This window comes from Streptomyces sp. Y1, from assembly GCF_041053115.1.
Taxonomy (GTDB): Bacteria; Actinomycetota; Actinomycetes; order Streptomycetales; family Streptomycetaceae; genus Kitasatospora; species Kitasatospora rubellomurina.
In genome coordinates this window covers 6,624,053-6,642,610 of sequence record NZ_CP163445.1, presented here as the reverse complement: position 1 = coordinate 6,642,610, position 18,558 = coordinate 6,624,053, and the positions used below count along the sequence as shown (strand labels likewise).

Genomic DNA, 18,558 nt, shown 5'->3' with positions numbered 1-18,558 from the left:
TGCTTCCCCCGGTCGTCACCGCCCCTGACCGGCGGTGACCCCGACAGACCCGATCACCACTCCGACGGACCAACCACCGGATCCCCGCCGAGGCTTCGCCGACCGGAAACCACCGCCCCCGCACGGCCCCGCTACGCTGTGCTCCCCAGCGTGATGATGAGCCATCAGAGGACGCGGCCATGACGACAGGTCAGGAACTCCCCCACCGGGCCCCGCAGGACGAGGACGCCGTCGAACCGAGCGAGTGGGAGCGCTACGGCGTCGACACCAGCACCCCGCACTCGGCCCGCGTCTACGACCACTGGCTCGGCGGCAAGACCAACTTCCCGCCGGACCGCGCGATGGCCGAGGCCATCGAGGAGGCCGTGCCGAGCGTCCGGGAGATGGCCAAGGCCAACCGCGCCTTCCAGGGCCGGGCCGTGCGCCACCTCGCCCGCGAGCACGGCATCCGCCAGTTCCTCGACCTCGGCACCGGCATCCCCACCTCGCCGAACACCCACGAGATCGCCGAGTCGGTCAGCCCCGGCACCCGGGTGGTCTACGTCGACAACGACCCGATCGTGCTCGCCCACGCCCGCGCCCTGATGGTCTCCACCCCGGGCAGCCGCACCACCTACATCCACGCCGACCTGCGCGAACCCGAGAAGCTGTTCGCCGACCCGGCGCTCACCTCCACCCTGGACCTCACCCGGCCGGTCGGCCTGCTGATGATCGCCGTGCTGATGCTGATCGCCGACGAGGACGACCCGTGGGGGCGGGTCGCCGCGCTGCGCGACGCCCTGCCGGCCGGCAGCTGCCTGGCGCTCACCACGCCCACCCAGGACTTCGACCCGGAGGCGGTCGGCAGGGTCGCCGCGGCCGCCCGGGCCGGCGGGATGACGCTGGTGCCGCGCGGCCACGACGAGGTGCTGCGCTTCTTCGACGGCTGGGAGCTGGTCGAGCCGGGCCTGACCCCGGTGCTGGCATGGCGCCCGGACGGCGAGCCGCCGGCCGACCCGAGGGCCGCCTACTACTGGGGCGGCGTCGCGATCAAACGGTGAAACCGCTCCCCGGCGGCGCGGCCCGGGCCGCCGGGGATCACTTCAGCAGCCGCGACATCCGCCGGTCCGCGAGCGGCTTGCCGCCGGTCTGGCAGGTCGGGCAGTACTGCAGCGAGGAGTCCGCGAAGGACACCTCCCCCACGGTGTCCCCGCAGACCGGGCAGGGCTGCCCGGTGCGGCCGTGCACCCGCAGGCCGATCTTCTTCTCCGCCTTCAGCTCCCCCGCCGCCAGCCCGCGCGAGCGCTCCACCGCCTCGCGCAGCGTGCTGCCGAGCGCCGCGTACAGCCGTGCCGTCTCCTCCGCCGTCAGGCTCCCGGCCGTCTTGTACGGCGACATCCGGGCCGCGTGCAGCACCTCGTCGGAGTAGGCGTTGCCCACCCCCGCCAGCACGCTCTGATCCCGCAGCACGCCCTTGATCCGGCGCCGCTCGCCCGCGAGCAGGGCGGTGAAGGCCTCCAGGGTGAGGGCCGGGTCCAGCGGGTCCGGGCCCAGCCGGGCCACCCCGGGCACCTCGGCCGGGTCGTGCACCACGTAGACCGCGAGGCCCTTCTTCGTCCCCGCCTCGGTGAGGTCGAAGCCGGCGCCCTCCTCCCCCGCCAGGCGCAGCCGCAGCGCCAGCGGGTTGCGCGGGCTCGGGCGCGGCGGCTCGGCGGGCAGGGCGTCCTTCCAGCGCAGCCAGCCGGCCCGGGCCAGGTGCACCACCAGGTGGAGCCCGCCGGCCTCGATGTCCAGGAACTTGCCGCGCCTGGTCACCGGGCCGACGGTGCGCCCCTCCAGGGCGGTCACCGGCGGGTCGTACGTCTTCAGCGCGCTGATCGCCACCGGCTGCACCCGGGCGATCACGCGCCCGGTCAGCCGTTCGGACAGGAAGGCGCTCAGCGCCTCGACCTCGGGCAGCTCCGGCATGCGCCCAGTCTGCCGCAGCGCCGCCGCGGCCGCACCCGTAAGCAGCGGATAAGCCCAGCTCAGCGCCGGTGGTGAGGCTCTTCACAGCGGGCCGCTCGGCCGACAGTTTCGGTTTCAACCTGTGGCAGACTCGACTGCCATGGACATCGGCCCGGTCACCAGGACGCTGCGCGCGGCGGTCTTCGCCGCGCTGCTCGTGCTGCTCGCCGGGCTCGGCCAGGTGCTGGTCACCGGGCGGACGCTGCCGCTCGGCACGATGGGCCCGGCCGCGCTCGCCGTCTTCGCGGCGGCGTTCGCCCTGGCCGGCCGGGAGCGCGGCTACCCGGCCGTCGCGGCGGTGTTCCTGCCGCTGGAGCTGGGCGCGGGCGCGCTGTTCGACTACGCCCAGGCCAGCTGCCCCTCGCTGCCGCCGGGGGCCGGCCACGGCCTCCAGCCGCTGCTGTGCGGCGGCGGCTCGCTCGGCGGGTACCTGCTGGACCACCTCCCGGCGGGCCACGGCCTCCCCGCGCAGGCCGGCGTCCTGCTGCTCCTGCTGCTGCACACCGGGCTCGCCCTGACCGGCGCCTACGCGCTGCGCCGCGCGGACGCGGCGCTGGCCGGGCTCGCCCGGGCCGTCCGGACGCTGGGCGCGTTCCTGCACCGGCACCTGCCGGCCGCCGCCCGCTGGCTGCGGCTGCTCGCCGCGCCCGTCCCGGACCGTCCGGTGGCCCGGGTGCCGTTCCCGCGCGCCAGCCGGGTGCTGGTCCCCGCCGAGGACGTCGTCGTCCGTCCGGCCGTGCGGCGCGGTCCGCCGGTGTTCGTCCCGGCCGCCTGACGGCACGCCGTCGGCGGTCGTTCCTCTCATCCGCGCGCCCCGCCGCGCGACCGCACCTTTCGAGAGCACAGGACGACATCCCATGAGCAACACCCGCAAGACCGCCAAGCAGACCTCCGCCACCGAGCGCATGCGCGTCGCCCGGGAGCAGGCCGACCGATCCGAGCGCGTCCGCCGCCGGGTGGTGGTCGGCGTCGCCTCGGCCGCCGTGCTGGCCCTCGCGGCCGGGGTGGCCGTCGCGGTCGGCGGCTCCGCCGGCTCCGGGTCCGGCGCCGCCGCCACGGGCCCGCTGGTGGTCCCCGCCAACGCCACCGGCACCGACGGCACCGTGATCACCTACGGAAAGGCCGACGCCCCGCACACCCTCACGGTGTACGAGGACTTCCGCTGCCCGTTCTGCGAGAAGCTGGAGACCACCACCGGCAAGGCGATCCAGCAGCTCGCCGACGACGGCACGTACAAGATCGAGTACCACCTGGCGACGTTCCTGGACGACAACCTCGGCGGCAAGGGCTCGCGCACCGCGCTGGCGGCGGCCGGGGCCGCGCTGAACGAGGGCGTGGACAAGTTCAAGGCCTTCCACGACGTGCTCTACGCCAACCAGCCGGACGAACGCAGCGACGCCTTCGGCGACGTCAACCACCTCCTGGACCTGGCGGGCAAGGTGCCCGGCCTGAAGACGGACGCCTTCGTGAAGGCCGTCCAGGAGGGCACCTACAAGCCGTGGGCGGCCACGGTGAACGAGGAGTTCAACAAGAGCGACGTCACCGGCACCCCGACCGTCGAGCTGGACGGGAAGAAGCTGGACGTCCTCACCGGCGGCAACGCCGTGTCGCCCGAGCAGTTCACCGCGATGGTCAAGCAGCAGGTCGGCGGATGACGGCCGCCCCCGCGCCCGCCGCCCGGACGTACGGCGCGAGCCGCCCGTTCGCCTGGCTGCTGCTGATCGGCGGCGCGCTCGGCCTGTTCGCCTCGGCCGTCCTCACCCTGGACAAGCTGCGGCTGCTCAAGGACCCGTCGTACGTCCCCAGTTGCAACATCAACCCGATCATCAGCTGCGGCTCGGTCATGCGCAGCGACCAGGCCGAGGCCTTCGGCTTCCCCAACTCGCTGCTGGGCCTGGTCGGTTTCGGCGTGGTGATCGCGGTCGGCGCCGGGCTGCTGGCCGGCGCGGCGTACCGGCGCTGGTTCTGGCTGGGCCTGCAGGCCGGGACGGTGTTCGGGATCGGCTTCGTGAGCTGGCTGATGTACCAGGCGCTCTACCGGATCGGCGCGCTCTGCCCGTACTGCCTGGTGGTGTGGGCGGCGATGATCCCGCTGTTCTGGTACACCACGCTGCACAACCTGCGCTCCGGCGTGATCCCGGTCGGCCGCCGGCTGCGGCCGGTGGTCCGGGAGGCGGCCCGCTACCACGGGGCCGTCCCGGCGCTCTGGTACGCGGTGATCGCGCTGCTGGTGCTCAACCGGTTCTGGTACTACTGGAGCACCCTGATCTGATCCCCGTCCGCCGCCCGCTCCCGCCCCGAGGGCGGGCGGCGGACCCTCCTCCCCGTGAGGTCGTCATGCGACGCAGGATCGTCCTCTTCTCCAACGTCTCCCTGGACGGCTACTTCGAGGGCCCGGACCACGACCTCGGCTGGCAGCACGTCGACGACGAGTTGCACCTGCACTTCAACCGGGAACTCGCCCGAATGGGTGGTTTCGTCTCCGGCCGACGGACCCACGAGCTGATGGCCGCCTACTGGCCCACGGCCGACCGCGACCCGGCCGCCACCGCCCCGATGCTGGAGTTCGCGGACATCTGGCGTGCGATGCCGAAGACCGTCTTCTCCCGCACGCTCCACCACGCCGACTGGAACACCACCGTCGTCCGCGAGGTCACCCCCCGGACGGTCGCCGCCCTCACCCGCGGCCCGGGCGGGGACCTCGCCCTCAGTGGCGGCGAGCTGGCCGCGTCCTTCCTCGCCCAGGACCTGATCGACGAGATCCGGCTCTACGTCGCACCGGTGATCCTCGGCCGCGGCACCCTGCTGTTCCGCCCCACCGAGCAGCCCGTCCCGCTCACCCTGACCGGCACCCACCGCTTCACCAACGGCGTCACCCTGCTGCACTACGCGCGCAGCGGGCCGTCACCGCTGGACGGGTGACGGCCCGCCGGATCCCGTCAGTCCTCGCTCGGCTCGAACCTGAACTCCGCGACCTCGGCGAGGAGTTCGGCCCGGCGCCGGTCGTCGAGGAAGGAGGCGCGGAAGGAGTTCGCGGCCAGTCGGCGCAGCGTCTCCTGGTCGAGGGCCAGGGCCGCCCGGACGGCGCGGAAGTTGTCCTCGACGTAGCCGCCGAAGTACGACGGGTCGTCGGAGTTGACGGTCACCAGCAGCCCGGCGTCCAGCATCTCGCGCAGCGGGTGGTCGGCGAGGGTGTCGACGCAGCGCAGGCGCACGTTGGACAGCGGGCACAGGGTCAGCGGGATCTGCTCGCGGACGAGGCGGGCGACGAGCTCGCCGTCCTCCAGGCAGCGCAGGCCGTGGTCGATCCGCTCGACGCCGAGCACGTCCAGCGCCTCGGTGATGTACGAGGCCGGGCCCTCCTCGCCCGCGTGGGCGACCCGGCGCAGGCCGGCCTCGGCGGCGCGGCGGTAGACCTCGCGGAACTTCGCGGGCGGGTTGCCGACCTCGGCCGAGTCCAGGCCGATGCCGGTGATCCGGTCGAAGTACGGGCGGGCGGCCTCGAAGGTCTCCAGCGCGGACTCGGCGGACTCGTCCCGCAGGAAGCACATGATCAGCCGGGTGCTGATGCCGTAGCGCTCCTCGCTGCGCGCCAGCGCGGCGCCCAGCCCGTCCACGACGGTGCCGAGCGGCACGCCGCGGGCGGTGTGCGCCTGCGGGTCGAAGAAGATCTCCGCGTGCCGCACGCCCTGCTCGGCGGCCCGGGCGAGGTAGGCGTCGGCGAGGTCGGCGAAGTCCTGCTCGGTGCGCAGCACGGCCATCAGCGCGTAGTACAGGTCCAGGAAGGACTGCAGGTCGCTGAAGGAGTACGCGGCGCGCAGCGCCTCGGTGTCGGCGTGGGGCAGCTCGACGCCGTTGCGGGCGGCGAGGGCGAAGGCGAGTTCGGGCTCCAGAGTGCCTTCGATGTGCAGGTGGAGTTCGGCCTTGGGAAGCGGCATCTGCGATCTGTCCGAGCTGTCGGGGGCGGAATCTGATGGTGCGGGGGGATTCATCCTAGGGTCCGGGGCGTCCCGGCGGGTCGCCCGGGCAGCTCGCGCAGGGTGCGCAGCGGGGAGAGCAGCGGCAGCGCCCCGCAGAGCGTGAGCAGGCCGGTCATCACCCACATCGTGGCGCGCGGGCCGAGGGTGTCGCCCAGCGCGCCGCCGGTCAGGGCGCCGAGCGGGATCGTGGTGTAGCTCGCGAACATCGCGCTGGCCGTGACCCGGCCGAGCAGCGCGGGCGGGGTGTAGGTCTGCCGGAAGCTGCCGAGCACGATGTTGACCAGCACCACGGCGGCGATCACCACGAACAGGCCGAGCACGTAGAGCGCGGCCCGCGGGCCGGGACCGGCCAGCGGCATCAGCAGGCCGAACGGCGAGGCGGCGAGCAGCACGGTCCGCACCCCGCGCGCGGTGCCCAGGCGCCGGCAGAGCGGCCGGGCCGCGAGCGCGCCGAGGACGCCGCCGACCGAGCCGGCCGCGGCGAGGCCGCCGACCCAGCCGGGGGCGATCCCGGCGTCCCGGACCAGGAAGGGCACCACGATCGACTGGTAGCCGGTGAGGGCGAAGTTCGCGGCCGCGCCGTAGAGCGTGAAGGAGCGCAGGTAGGGGTCGCGCAGCAGGAAGGCCAGGCCCTCGCGGACCTCGCGGCGCAGGCTGCCCGGCCCGGGCGCGGCGGGCGGCGCGGCCGGCTGCGTCCTGATCCGCAGCAGGGTGCCGGCCGCGATCAGGAAGCTGACCGCGTCGAGGAGCAACCCGGCCGTCGCGCCGAGCAGTTGGACGGTCAGGCCGGCCAGGCCGCGCCCGGCGACCTGGGCCGCCGAGGCGCTGCCCTCCAGCTTGGCGTTGCCCTCGACCAGGTCCTCGGCCGGGACGAGTTCGGGCAGGTAGGCGTGGAAGGCGGCGTCGAAGAAGACCGCCGCCGTGCCGGTCAGGAAGGCGACGGCCAGCAGCTGGGCCAGGGTGAGCACCCCGCACAGGGCGGCCAGCGGGACGCTCGCGAACAGCGCCGCCGAGACCAGGTTGCAGGCGATCAGCACGGCCCGCCTGGGCACCCGGCCGATCCACACCCCGGCGGGCAGGCCGAAGAACAGCCAGGGCAGCCAGACCGCGCCGGTCAGCACGCCGACCGCGAGCGGCCCGGCGTCCAGGCTCAGCACCGCGACCAGCGGCAGCGCGATCGAGGTGATGCTGCTGCCGAGCTTGCTGACGGTCTCGCCCGCCCACAGCAGCCGGAAGTCGCGCGCGGCGAACAGGCCCCAGCGCGAACCGGCCGGAGCCGCCCGGAGGGTGGCGCTCACGGCCGCGCCGGGACGCTGTGGGCGAAGGCCAGGACGGTCTCGCGCTCGCGGCCGTCCTCGGGCACCGGGCGGTCGGCCCAGCGCTGGATCACCCCGTGCAGGTCGGCGGCGAACTGCCGGGCCTCCTCCGGGGTGAGCCGCAGCCAGCTCTGCGAGGCCATGGCGCAGCCGTCCTGCCAGTCGGCCGGGTAGCCGCTGCGCCGCGCGGCCCACTCGCGGACCAGCTCGACCTGGCGCTCCAGCATGATCGAGCCGGCCGCGTCGGCGACCGCCTCGGCGACCGGGTCGCCGTCGAAGTCGGCCCGGGTCCAGGAGAGTTGCCGGTCGGCCAGCCGCCACCAGCGCTCCCGGCGGTCGCGGGCGAGCTCGGGCGCCTCGACGATCAGCCCGCTCTCGGCGAGCACCTTCAGGTGGTGGCTGACGTTGCCGACCGCCTGCTCGGTGCGCTCGGCGAGCTGCCCGACGGTGGCCGGGCCGTCCACCTTGAGGAGGTCGATCAGGCGGCGGCGCAGCGGGTGGGTGAGGGCGGCGAGGACCCGGGAGTCGGAGATCTCCCGGGTGCCGTGGTCCTGGTGCGGGGTTCCGGTCATGCCGCGAGAATATACACAAGAGCTCTTGTACGAAATCCCTTGTACAACTTTTCTTGTCCGAGCGCCCGGGCCCGTCCGGGTGTACCAAGGTGGAGGGGGCCCGAGCCGAGGAGGTACCCGAGATGCGGCACGTCGACGACCCGCACATCCGGCCCGAGGGCGTCTCCCCGCACGCGCTGGGCAACGACGTCCTCCTGCACGAGCTGGAGCAGCTGCACCGCACGCGGCACGAGACCTTCCTGTACGGCTCCGAGGAGGCGCTGAAGCGGCACACCCTGCGCACCGGGCAGCTGGAGGCCGAGTACCTGCACCGGTTCCCGGGCCGGCTGGTCACGGCCGGGCGGACCAGGGCCGGGGCGCGGGCGCGCGAGGCGGCGGCGCGGGCCGAGTCGCTGCCCGAGTAGCGGGCGGGCGCGGGCGGCCGGCCGGGACACGCCGGGCCGCATGGGCGTGCCCGGACGCGGGGCGTCGGGGAGGGTGTGAGGGCAGCACCGCCGCCCCTCAGCCCTCAGCCCACGGGAGCCCCGCATGCCCATCGCCAGCGTCAACCCCGCGACCGGCGAGATCCTGCAGACCTTCGAACCGCTCGACGCCACCGGCACCGAGCAGCGCCTGGCCCGTGCCGAGGCCGCCTTCCACGGCTGGCGCACCACCCCGTTCGCCGCCCGCGCCGAACTGCTGCACCGCGCCGCCGACCTGCTCGACCAGGACCGCGAGGCGCTCGCCCGCACCATGACCGAGGAGATGGGCAAGCCGCTCGCCGCCGCCCGCGCCGAGGCCGCCAAGTGCGCCAAGGCGATGCGCTGGTACGCCGACCACGCCGAGGACCTGCTCGCCGACGAGCACCCGGCCGCCGCCGACGTCGCCGACTCCGGAGCCTCGCGGGCCTACGTCCGCTACCGTCCGATCGGGCCGGTGCTGGCCGTGATGCCGTGGAACTTCCCGTTCTGGCAGGTGATCCGGTTCGCCGCGCCGGCCCTGATGGCGGGCAACGTCGGCCTGCTCAAGCACGCCTCCAACGTGCCGCGCACCGCGCTGGCGATCGAGGACCTGTTCCGCCGGGCCGGTTTCCCGGACGGCTGCTTCCAGACCCTGCTGATCGGCTCCGGCGCCGTCGAGGGCGTGATCCGGGACCGCCGGGTCGCCGCCGTCACCCTCACCGGCAGCGAGCCGGCCGGCCGGGCGGTCGCCGCCACCGCGGCCGACGAGGTCAAGAAGGCGGTGCTGGAACTGGGCGGCAGCGACCCGTTCGTGGTGCTGCCGAGCGCCGACGTGGCCGCGGCGGTGCGCACGGCCGTCACGGCCCGGACGCAGAACAACGGCCAGTCCTGCATCGCCGCCAAGCGGTTCATCGTGCATACCGACGTCTACGACGCGTTCGTCGGCGCGTTCACCGAGGCGATGCGGGCGCTGCGGATCGGCGACCCGATGGACGAGGCGACCGACATCGGCCCGCTGGCCAGCCGGCAGGGCCGGGACGACCTGGAGGAACTGGTCGAGGACGCCCGCACGCACGGCGCCCGGGTGGAGTGCGGCGGCGGCCGGCCGACCGGCTGGGACGACGGCTGGTTCTTCGAGCCGACCGTGCTCACCGGCATCACCCCGGCGATGCGGATCCACCAGGAGGAGACCTTCGGGCCGGTCGCCACCGTCTACCGGGTCGCCGACCTGGACGAGGCCGTGGCACTCGCCAACGACACGCCGTTCGGGCTCAGTTCCAACGTCTGGACCACGGACGGGGCCGAGCAGGAGCGCTTCGTGCGCGACGTCCAGGCCGGCGGGGTGTTCTTCAACGGGATGACCGCCTCGCACCCGGCGCTGCCGTTCGGCGGGGTCAAGCGCTCCGGGTTCGGCCGGGAGCTGTCCGGGCACGGCATCCGGGAGTTCTGCAACGTCACCACGGTGTGGATCGGCTGAGCCCTCCCGGACGCCCGTGCGCGGCCGGCCGGGCCGGGGTCAGGACGCCGCCATCCGGTGCCTGCCCCGGCCGGGCGTCGTCGCCCAGCGGGCGACCACGCCGACCAGGGCGAGGAACGTCAGGAACCAGAAGAAGGCCATCAGGCCGATCATCGGATCCCAGTCCACCTGGACGGCGACCATGGCCAGGCCGATCGAGAGCGCGAGCATGAGGGTCACGACGGTGGGACTGAGGCTGAGCAGCCAGTGCCAGGCGCGCTGCGCGGGGCTCCGGTGCGCGGGCGCCTCGGGGCCGGTGTCGAGTTCCTTGTAGGTCAGCAGGTCCATCGGGATCGCCTCCGGGGGTCGGGGGAACGGCGTTTCCGCGCGGGTCAGGAGGCCTTGCGCGGGGCCGTGGACTTCCTGGTCGTGGCCTTCTTCGCGGTCGTCGTCCGCTTCGCGGCCGCGGTCTTCTTCGCGCTCGCGGTCTTCTTCGCGGCCGTGGCCTTCTTCGCGGGGGCGGGCTCGGGCTCCGGCTCGGCGGCCGCGCCGGTCCGCCCGCCCTTGGCCTGCCGGAGGCTGCTGCGCAGCGCCTCCATCAGGTCGATCACGTTGTCGGGCGCCTCGCCGGCCTCCTCCTCGTGCGGCAGCTCGACGCCCTCCAGCCGGGCGCTGACGACCTGCTGCAGCGCCTCCTGGTAGTCGTCGTGCAGCTGGGAGAGGTCGAAGTCCTCGGACAGCGTGTCCATCAGCGAGCGCGCCATCTTCAGCTCCTGCGGCCGGACCTCGACGTCCTCCTCCGGGGCGATGCCGGCCGCCGGGCGCACCTCGTCCGGCCAGATGCAGGTCTGCAGCACCAGCGTGCCCTCGTGCACCCGCAGCACGGCCGGGGACTCCCGGGTGCGCAGCGCGATCTTGGTGACGGCGATCCGCCCGGACTCGACCAGGGCGTCGCGCAGCAGGGCGTACGGCTTGGCGGCGGCCTTGTCGGCCACGCCCACGTAGTAGGCCTTGGAGAACATCAGCGGGTCGATCTCGCGCTCCTCCACGAAGGCCAGCACGTCGATGACCTTCTTGCTGGGCAGCGGCAGGTCGGCCAGGTCCTCGTCGGTGAGGGTGACGGTGCGGCCGTCCGGCGACTCGTAGCCCTTGGCGATCTCCGCGTAGGGGATCTCCGTCTCCTCCCGCTCGCAGTACCGCTTCATCCGCACGCGCCCGCCGTCCTTGGCGTGCACCTGGTGCAGCGGGACGTCGTGCTCCTGGGTCGCGGAGTAGAGGTGGACGGGGATGCTGACCAGCCCGAAGCTGATCGTCCCCTTCCAGGTGGTCTGCATGGGGCCGCTCCTGGGAAAGCGCCGGTCACCGACAACGCCCCGAGAGTCCCACTGTGCCCGGGTTCGCCCGGATCGGCCACCGGGTCGCCGGCCGGATCGGCCGGCGGGCGGGCGGCCGTCCGACAATGGACCGTGGAGGTCGATGTCCGTGACGGAGCAGGAGCCACCGCCGGAGTGGACCGGCTACCTGGTGGTGTACGCGGTACGGGGCGAGGCCGGGGTGCGGCTGGCCCGGGTCGCGGTGCTGCCCGGGTACTCGGGGGAGGCCGACCTGCCGCGGATCCTGGCGGCGCGGCTGACCGGGCGGCCCGCGGACGCCGCCCGGATCACCGTGCTCGACCTGCGCGAGGAGTAGGGCCCGCGCCGCCTCACGCCCCCGGGCGCAGCGCGGACTGCGGGTGGTCGGCCACCGAACGGCCGTGCAGGTGGCGCAGGTAGTCGTGGGCGTCCGGCAGGGTCTCGACCAGGTTCTGCTGCTGGCGCTTGATCCGCTCGAAGAGCGGTTCGGCGCCGCGCACCGACTCCGGCCGGTGGGCCAGCACCGGCAGCGGCGCGTCCGGCTCCAGGCCGAGCCCGGCGAGCACGGCGCAGTAGCTGGCGGCCGACCAGAGCCGGCCCGGCTCGGGGGCGCCGCCGTGGTGCGGCCGCCCCTCGGCCTGCGGGGCGCCGAACGGCAGGCCGGCCCGGTAGGCGACGGTCTTGGCCCGCAGGCTGTCCGGGAGGACGACGTCGCGGTGGGCGCGCCAGAACGGGGTGTCGGTGCGCCGGGAGCAGGCGAAGTGGGCCTGGACGAAGTCCCGGGACTCGTCGAACTCGGTGGCCACCTCCCGGTTGAAGCCGTCCAGCACGGCCGGGTGGAAGGCGTCCGCCGGGAAGTGGCGCACCAGTTGGCGCAGCGCGCCGGCGATGAAGTGCAGCGCGGTCGGCTCCAGCGGCTCCAGCAGGCCGGCGCTGGCGCCGATGCCCACGCAGTTGCGCACCCAGGCGCGGCGGGTGCGGCCGGCCCGGAAGGCCGTCTCGCCGACCTCGGCCTGGGCCGGGTCGACCCCCCAGAGGCGGCAGAGCTGCTCGGTGGCCGACCCGGCGTCCACGAAGGCGCTGGCGTAGACGTAGCTGGACTCGAACCGGCCGAGCAGCGGGACCTTCCCGGCCCAGCCGGCCGGCATCGCGACCGCCGTGCTGTACGGCTCGATGCCGTGGGCGTAGTCGTCGTGCGGCAGGCGCACCGTCACCGCGCGGTCGCAGAGCAGCTGGTCGCCGAGGTCGAGGTACGGCTCGGCCATCACCTGGCGCAGCAGCCGGGAGCGGGGGCCGGAACAGTCGACGAAGAGGTCCCCGCTCAGGGCCTCGCCGGCCGTGGTGTACAGCGTCTCCAGGAAGCCGTTGGCGTCCAGCTCGACCCGGGCCAGGGTGCCCGGCACCCGCTGCGCGCCCAGCCGCAGGGTGGCGTGGCGGCGCAGGAAGTCGGTGAAGCTCGCCCGGTCGAGGTGCCAGCCGTAGCGGGTCGCGGGCCGCCCGTCCATCCAGCGGGGGGAGCGCCGGGCGTCCAGCAGCGGAGGTTCGCGGAAGCAGGCGTAGTCGAAGGGCTCGGTGGCCCCGCCGTGGTGGCGGCGGTGGTACCAGTAGTGCGACAGCGGGATCTCGTCGTGCTCGGGCAGCAGGCCGTACGAGTGGTAGAAGGCGTCGGTGCCGCCCTCCGGCAGGGCGCGCGGGGCCGGGTCGCCCGGGCCGGGGGTGCGCCAGTTGACGAACCGCACGGCCGTGCCGAAGGTCGCCTCGGACTCCCGCATCCACTCGTCCTCGGCGATGCCGAGGGTGTGGAAGAACGAGCGCTGGAGGGTCGGCAGGGCGGCCTCGATGCCGGCGTCGCCGGCCGTCTCCGGTTCCTCCAGGACGGTCACCGACACGGTGCCCTGCAGGGCCTTGCGGAGGTAGGCCGCGGTCATCCAGCCGGCCGGGCCGCCGCCGAGGACGACCACGCTCGAAATACGGGCATGCATCTGTGCTCCCCTTGTCCGCCGACGCCGATGCCCCACTCATCGTGCGGGACGGACCTATAGCGGGGCTATAGCCGTGCCTATATCGGTGGCGCCGCCCTGACGTCGAAATATATGAATTTCATAGCGCTCGGACGGACGCTCGCGAGGCGGACGGGGAACACCGTTGCGCAATCCGAGCCGGGAGGTCGAGATGAACCAGAACACCGCCCCGAGCTGCCTGCGGCCGACGGAGCAGGACGGCACCGTGGAAGCCATGGACAGCCTGGAGCTGGAGTTCCGAGAGTGGCTGGAGCAGAACGATCCGGGTGAGCTCAGCGCGCTGCGCAGCCTGGACGGCGGCCACGCCGGCGGCTGCGGCTGATCGGAGGGCCCCCTCGGCGGCCGGGTCACGGACCGGGCCCCGAGGGGGTGCGCACCACCACGGCGCCCGGCCGCGGCCGGGCGCTCCTCAGAGCGCGTAGGCCCTGACCCGCGCCTCCGCCGCGGTGGCGACCGCGCCCACCGCGCCCGCGGCCCGGACGGCCGCCGGCCCATCGGCTCCCTCCGCCCCATCGGTCCCATCGGCTCCCGCGGTTCCACCGGCCTCGGCGGCCTCCACGGCTTCGGTGGCCTCCCGGGCGAACAGCCGGACCAGCGGGGCGAACCGGAACCGCGGCCTCGGCTCCTCCGCCACGGTCAGCAGGCGCGCCTCGGCCAGCGCCTCCAACACCTCCTCGGCCGCCTCCTCCCCGGCCTCCAGCAGCAGCGCCGCCTCCCGCGCGGTGAACGACGCGGCCTCCGCCAGCGCGAGCCGGCGCAGCGCGGACCGGGCGGCCGGGGCCAGCCCGCGGTGGCTCGGGACCAGGCTCTGCCGCACGTCCAGCGCGCCGAGCCGCAGTTCGTCCAGCCGCCGCTCGACCGGGGTCAGCCGGTCCGCGAGCGTGGCGGGCGTCCAGTGCGGGTGGGCGGCCAGCCGGGCCGCGCAGATCCGCAGCGCCAGCGGCAGCCGGTCGCACAGCTCGACGATCCGGGCCGCCGACGCCGGGTCGGCGGACACCCGGTCCGGGCCGGTGACGGCCGACAGCAGCTGGTAGGCGTCGGGGAAGTCCAGCGGACCGAGCGTCAGTGCCCGGCTGCCCTCCAGACCGGCCAGCGGATCGCGCGAGGTGACCACCGTGCGACATCGCTCCGCGCCCGGCAGCAGCGGGCGGACCTGCCCGTCGTCGGCCGCGTCGTCCAGGACCAGCAGCATCCGGCGGCCGGCCAGCCGGCTGCGGAACAGCTGCGCCCGCTCGTCCAGGCCGTCCGGGATCTCCCGACCGTCCGCGCCGAGCGCCCGCAGCAGCCAACCCAGCACGTCCGCCGGGCTCTTGGGCCGTTCGTCGCGGCCGCGCAGGTCGGCGTACAGCTGGCCGTCCGGGAACTCCGCCCGGGCCAGCCGGGCCGCCCGGACGACGAGCGCCGACTTGCCCGTCCCGGCCGGGCCGGTCACCACGGTGACCGGGGCCGCCGGGCGCGGCAGGCCCTCGACCCGCTCGGCGGGCACTCTCAACCGGGCCGCCAGCACGGCGAGTTCGTCGGCCCGGCCGGTGAAGTCCGGGGTGTCGGCGGGCAGCATCGCGGGGCGCAGCGCCGTCCAGACGGAGGCCGGCGCGGCCGGGTCCGGCGGGGCCGGGGTGACGACCGCCGGCGGCTGGGCGGCCGCCGGGCCGGGCAGTTCGTCGCGCAGGATCGCCCGGTGGATCGCCTGCAGGCCGGCGCCCGGGTCCACGCCCAGGTCCTCGGCCAGCAGCAGCCGCCCGTGGTCGTACACGCCGAGGGCGTCGGCCTGCCGCCCGCAGCGGTGCAGGGCCGTCATCAGCTGGCCCCGCAGCCGCTCGCGCACCGGGAACTCGGCCACCAGCCGCAGGAGTTCGGGCACCAGCTCGTCGTGCCGGCCGAGTTCGAGGTCGGCCTCGACCCGGTGTTCCAGGGCGGCCAGCCGCAGCTCCTCCAGCCGGGGCGCCTCGCGGTCGGCCAGGTGCTCGGTGGTGCCGGCGAGCGGGGTGCCGCGCCAGTGCGAGAGCGCGGTGCGCAGCAGCACGGCGGCGCGGTCGTGGCGACCGGCGGCCAGTTCCGCGTGGCCCTCCTCGGCGGTGCGCTCGAACGCGTGCAGGTCGAGGGTGGCCGGGCCGAGGTCCAGCCGGTAGCCCGGGGCCTTGCGGACCAGGGCGACCTGCGGGCCGAGCCGGCCGCGCAGCCGGGACACGTAGGTGTACAGCTGGGCGTTGCGGGTCGCGGGCGGCTCCCAGCCCCACAGCAGCGCGCTGAGCCGGTCGTCCGGCATCAGCCGGCCGCCGGCGAGCAGCAGGGCCGCGAGCACGGTCCGCTGCTTCGCGCCGTCGAGCGGTATCGCCCGGCCGTCGTCCACGACGTCCACCGGACCGAGGATCCGGAACTCCATGTGACACCCCCACCCCGGGTGTGGCGGCCTCGACGAGCGGGGCCGCACCCGGACCTTGTCCCCCAGATGACGCCGACGTTACCGATCAGGGTTTTCCCTGCGATGTCGGCCTGATTTCGCTGCGCTGGATCCAACTCGCCCTCGGCGAAACTGAAATGAAAGAGGCCCAGATCGGCCCGCACGGTTCCCTCGCCGTCACCGCGGCCCCGGCGGGTCGCGGTGACGGGTCGGCGGACGGCCGGCCTCATAGTTCGAGCAACCGCCACAGCGCTTCGGCGCTCACCGTCTCGGCGCCGCGCAGGAGTTCGTCCAGCCGTCTCGCCTTGGCGCTCCAGAAGGACGCGCCGACCTCCTCGAACAGCCGTTCCGCCTCGGTCAGGCAGCCGGCGGCGGCCAACCGGTCGCCGCTCAGCGCCGTCACACAGGCCATCGCCAGCCCGGCCCGGGCGACCAGGAACCGGCCCGGCACCGAGCGGGTGGCCGCCAGGCGGTCGCCCGCCGGGCCGGCGCCGTCCAGGGCCAGCCGGCGGCCGCCGCGGGCGCTCGGCACGTCGTACGACCGCGGGTGCATCGCCTGGTTGTGCCGCACCAGGGCCCGGCCGCAGTGCTCGAACAGCCGCAGGGCGACGTCCAGGCGCTCGGTCTCCTCCTCGTGGTAGCGCCACTGGACGATCTCCAGCGTGCCGAGCGCGTGCGGCGCCGCGGTCTCCGCGAGCTCGTCGCCGGTGCGCAACGCGGCGGCCGGGAGGCGTTCGCCGTACAGGCGGCGCTCCAGCGGGTGTTCGCGCTCGCGGTCGAGGGCGGCGCCGGTCATCGCCAGGTCCCAGGCGAGGGCGGCCTCGCCGGAGCGGGCGGCCTGCTCGACGGCGCCGACGATCGCGGCGCGCTCGGCCTCGAACCAGCCCACCGGGTCGGCCAGCAGGTCGGCGACCAGCTGCTCGGGCAGGTGGTGCCGGTGGTCGGGGCCTTCGACCACGGCCTGGTCGCCGCCGTGGAGGCGCCGGTGCGCCTCCCCGGCCAGGGACAGCCAGCCGCCGAAGGCGCGGCGCAGGCTCGCGCGGCGCTCGGCCTCGCCCACCCGCTCCTCGGCGCACTCGTGGGCGAACAGCCGCAGCAGGCCCTTGAAGCGGTAGCGGACCCGGCCGGCGACGGAGCCCGGAAGCACGTCGAGGAGCTGGGCGTCGACCAGCTCCTCGATCAGGTCCTCGGCCTCTAACACCCCGGTGTCGAGCAGCGCGGCGCCGGCCCAGGCGGCGAAGTCGGGCACGTTCAGCAGGCCGAGCAGCCGGTACATCCGGGCGGCCCGCTCGGGCAGGTCGCGGTAGCTGAGCCGGAGGGCGGCCCGCACCCCGCACTCGTCCGGGCCGAGTTCGTCGAGCCGGCGCTGCCGGTCCTCCAGCCGGGCCACCAGGGTGCGCACCGGCCAGTGCGGCCTGGCGGCGAGCCGGGCGGCCGCGATCCGCAGGGCGAGCGGCAGCCGGTCGCACAGCTCGGCGAGCCGGGCGGCCTCACCCGGCTCGGCCGCGATCCGGCCGTCGCCGACCACCCGGTCGAGCAGGGTGACGGCCTCGTCGGGCCGCAGCGTGTCGAGCGGGAGGTGGACGAAGTCGTAGTCGCCGGCCAGGCCGCCCATCGGCGCGCGGCTGGTGATCAGGACGCCGCAGCGGCCGCTGCCCGGCAGCAGCTGGCGGACCTGGGCGAAGGAGCGGGCGTTGTCGAGCACCACCAGCACCCGGCGCCCGCCCAGCACGCTGCGGAACAGCGCACCGCGGTCGGCCAGGTCGGCGGGGATCCGCTCGGCGGGCACCCCGAGGGCGAGCAGGAAGCGCTCCAGCACCACGCCCGGCGCGGCGGGCTGGTCGCTCTGGTGGTAGCCGCGCAGGTCGGCGAAGAGCTGGCCGTCCGGGAAGCGGGCGGCGACCCGGTGGGCGCAGTGCACGGCCAGCGCCGTCTTGCCGACCCCGCCGAGGCCGGTGAGCAGACCGACCGGGACGGCGTCGTGGCCGTCGCGCCCGTCCAGCAGCCGGTCCAGGAAGGAGAGTTCGTCCTCGTGGCCGGTGAACGCGGCGACGTCGGAGGGCAGCTGGGCGGGAACGCGCGGCGGGGGCGGGGGCGGGGCCGCCGCCGGCTCGCCGGGCGGGCCGAGGCGGGGCGAGTCGGCCAGCACCGCCTCGTGCAGCTCCCGCAGCGCCGGGCCGGGTTCGATGCCGAGCTCCTCGATCAGCAGTCGGCGGCCCTCCCGGAAGGTCTCCAGCGCCTCGGCCCGTCGGCCGCAGCGGTACTGGGCGAGCATCAGGTGGGCGCGGGCCTGCTCGCGCAGCCCGTTCTCCCGGATGAAGGCCGACAGCTCGCCGACCAGTTCCCGGTGCTGGCCCAGCTCCAGGCGCAGCGCGGTCAGCTCCTCGTAGGCGTCCAGGCGCAGTTCGGCGAGCCGGGCGGCCCCGGCCTCGACCCGTTCGCCGGCGACGCCCTCCAGGGCGGGGCCGCGCCACATCCCGAGGGCCGTCTCGAGGAGGGCGACCGCCCCGGCGGCGTCGCCGACCCGGGCGGCCTCCCGGGCCCGGGCCGTGCACTCCTCGAACTCGACGGCGTCGATGCGGTGTTCGCCGACGAACAGCATGTAGCCGGGGTGCATGGTGACGATCAGGTCGTCCCGGCCGACCGCCGCCTTGAAGGTCTTGCGCAGGCCGGAGACGCAGATCGCGATCTGGTTGACGAAGGTGTTCGGCGGGTTGCCGTGCCACACCGCGTCGGCCAGCGCGTCGACCGAGACCACCCGGTTCGCGAAGAGCAGCAGCATCGAGAGGATGGTGCGCTGACGAGCCCCCGCCACGGGCACGGGGGTTCCGTTCGCCCGGACGTCCAGAGCGCCCAGGATCCGGAACACCACCTGCAGCACCAGCAGCCTCCCTCCGGGCGCAGCTTTATCACAATCGAGCGGCGATCTCGCCATCGCCGTCGTTCGTAACAGATTCCTGACGGGCGTCACAAGTCACGTTTCAGGAAGCTGCCATGACAAGCGGCCGCTGTCCTCTTGCCCGGTGAGCCCGGG

18 protein-coding genes are annotated in these 18,558 nt (G+C 74.8%); 9 read left to right on the top strand and 9 right to left on the bottom strand.

What is annotated here, in order from left to right; genetic code table 11:
- The first annotated feature begins 179 nt into the window (after nt 1-179).
- Nucleotides 180-1,040, top strand: a complete 861-nt coding sequence (locus tag AB2U05_RS29130) for an SAM-dependent methyltransferase (protein ID WP_369184677.1) — start codon at nt 180-182, stop codon at nt 1,038-1,040.
- Between the two features lie 37 nt (nt 1,041-1,077).
- On the opposite strand, the gene AB2U05_RS29125 is transcribed toward AB2U05_RS29130, so the two are convergent.
- Nucleotides 1,078-1,947 carry an Fpg/Nei family DNA glycosylase gene (locus tag AB2U05_RS29125; RefSeq protein WP_369184676.1) on the bottom strand — a complete coding sequence of 290 codons (870 nt, stop codon included), beginning with the start codon at nt 1,945-1,947 and terminating at the stop codon, nt 1,078-1,080.
- Nucleotides 1,948-2,086: 139 nt separating this feature from the next.
- On the opposite strand from AB2U05_RS29125, the gene AB2U05_RS29120 reads away from it, so the two are divergent.
- The 4 genes from AB2U05_RS29120 to AB2U05_RS29105 all read left to right on the top strand — a co-directional run bounded on the left by AB2U05_RS29120 (nt 2,087) and on the right by AB2U05_RS29105 (nt 4,908).
- Nucleotides 2,087-2,761 (top strand): hypothetical protein, encoded by a 675-nt coding sequence (locus AB2U05_RS29120; protein WP_369184675.1) that lies wholly within the window; start codon nt 2,087-2,089, stop codon nt 2,759-2,761.
- Between the two features lie 82 nt (nt 2,762-2,843).
- Complete coding sequence (locus AB2U05_RS29115) at nt 2,844-3,641, top strand: DsbA family protein (RefSeq protein WP_369184674.1); 798 nt, start codon at nt 2,844-2,846, stop codon at nt 3,639-3,641.
- Nucleotides 3,638-4,258, top strand: coding sequence for a vitamin K epoxide reductase family protein (locus AB2U05_RS29110; protein WP_045695487.1), 621 nt, complete (start codon nt 3,638-3,640; stop codon nt 4,256-4,258). Before AB2U05_RS29115 ends, AB2U05_RS29110 begins: the two co-directional genes overlap by 4 nt.
- Before the next feature lie 65 nt (nt 4,259-4,323).
- Nucleotides 4,324-4,908, top strand: coding sequence for a dihydrofolate reductase family protein (locus AB2U05_RS29105; RefSeq protein WP_045695485.1), 585 nt, complete (start codon nt 4,324-4,326; stop codon nt 4,906-4,908).
- Between the two features lie 17 nt (nt 4,909-4,925).
- Here AB2U05_RS29105 and AB2U05_RS29100 read toward each other — a convergent pair whose 3' ends face one another.
- The 3 genes from AB2U05_RS29100 to AB2U05_RS29090 are packed head-to-tail and all read right to left on the bottom strand — an operon-like array spanning nt 4,926 to nt 7,854.
- Nucleotides 4,926-5,924: an adenosine deaminase gene (locus tag AB2U05_RS29100; RefSeq protein ID WP_045695482.1), complete on the bottom strand. Its 999-nt coding sequence runs from the start codon at nt 5,922-5,924 to the stop codon at nt 4,926-4,928.
- A gap of 50 nt (nt 5,925-5,974) precedes the next feature.
- Nucleotides 5,975-7,264, bottom strand: coding sequence for an MFS transporter (locus tag AB2U05_RS29095; protein WP_369184673.1), 1,290 nt, complete (start codon nt 7,262-7,264; stop codon nt 5,975-5,977).
- Entirely contained in the window at nt 7,261-7,854 is a 594-nt protein-coding gene (locus AB2U05_RS29090; protein WP_369184672.1) for an ArsR/SmtB family transcription factor, read from the bottom strand. Before AB2U05_RS29090 ends, AB2U05_RS29095 begins: the two co-directional genes overlap by 4 nt.
- A gap of 122 nt (nt 7,855-7,976) precedes the next feature.
- On the opposite strand from AB2U05_RS29090, the gene AB2U05_RS29085 reads away from it, so the two are divergent.
- Both AB2U05_RS29085 and AB2U05_RS29080 read left to right on the top strand, forming a co-directional pair.
- Nucleotides 7,977-8,258 (top strand): DUF6158 family protein, encoded by a 282-nt coding sequence (locus AB2U05_RS29085; protein WP_045695474.1) that lies wholly within the window; start codon nt 7,977-7,979, stop codon nt 8,256-8,258.
- 124 nt (nt 8,259-8,382) lie between these two features.
- Entirely contained in the window at nt 8,383-9,771 is a 1,389-nt protein-coding gene (locus AB2U05_RS29080) for an NADP-dependent succinic semialdehyde dehydrogenase (protein ID WP_369184671.1), read from the top strand.
- Nucleotides 9,772-9,810: 39 nt separating this feature from the next.
- On the opposite strand, the gene AB2U05_RS29075 is transcribed toward AB2U05_RS29080, so the two are convergent.
- Together AB2U05_RS29075 and AB2U05_RS29070 are read right to left on the bottom strand one after the other, a co-directional pair.
- Entirely contained in the window at nt 9,811-10,098 is a 288-nt protein-coding gene (locus AB2U05_RS29075) for a hypothetical protein (RefSeq protein WP_045695470.1), read from the bottom strand.
- A gap of 44 nt (nt 10,099-10,142) precedes the next feature.
- Entirely contained in the window at nt 10,143-11,084 is a 942-nt protein-coding gene (locus AB2U05_RS29070) for a Ku protein (protein ID WP_369184670.1), read from the bottom strand.
- 148 nt (nt 11,085-11,232) lie between these two features.
- Here AB2U05_RS29070 and AB2U05_RS29065 point away from each other — a divergent pair, with 148 nt between their 5' ends.
- Complete coding sequence (locus AB2U05_RS29065) at nt 11,233-11,439, top strand: hypothetical protein (RefSeq protein WP_369184669.1); 207 nt, start codon at nt 11,233-11,235, stop codon at nt 11,437-11,439.
- Between the two features lie 13 nt (nt 11,440-11,452).
- Here AB2U05_RS29065 and AB2U05_RS29060 read toward each other — a convergent pair whose 3' ends face one another.
- Nucleotides 11,453-13,084: a tryptophan halogenase family protein gene (locus AB2U05_RS29060; RefSeq protein WP_045695461.1), complete on the bottom strand. Its 1,632-nt coding sequence runs from the start codon at nt 13,082-13,084 to the stop codon at nt 11,453-11,455.
- A 190-nt stretch (nt 13,085-13,274) separates the two neighbouring features.
- On the opposite strand from AB2U05_RS29060, the gene AB2U05_RS29055 reads away from it, so the two are divergent.
- On the top strand, nt 13,275-13,445 hold the full coding sequence (locus tag AB2U05_RS29055; protein ID WP_157882076.1) for a hypothetical protein: 171 nt from the start codon (nt 13,275-13,277) through the stop codon (nt 13,443-13,445).
- Between the two features lie 87 nt (nt 13,446-13,532).
- Here the strand turns inward: AB2U05_RS29055 and AB2U05_RS29050 are convergent, their stop codons facing one another.
- Nucleotides 13,533-15,506 carry a BTAD domain-containing putative transcriptional regulator gene (locus tag AB2U05_RS29050; protein ID WP_369184668.1) on the bottom strand — a complete coding sequence of 658 codons (1,974 nt, stop codon included), beginning with the start codon at nt 15,504-15,506 and terminating at the stop codon, nt 13,533-13,535.
- Nucleotides 15,507-15,750: 244 nt separating this feature from the next.
- The gene (locus AB2U05_RS29045) at nt 15,751-18,405 is read right to left on the bottom strand and encodes an AfsR/SARP family transcriptional regulator (RefSeq protein ID WP_052706154.1); all 2,655 of its coding nucleotides are present in this window, start codon (nt 18,403-18,405) and stop codon (nt 15,751-15,753) included.
- Between the last annotated feature and the right edge of the window lie 153 nt (nt 18,406-18,558).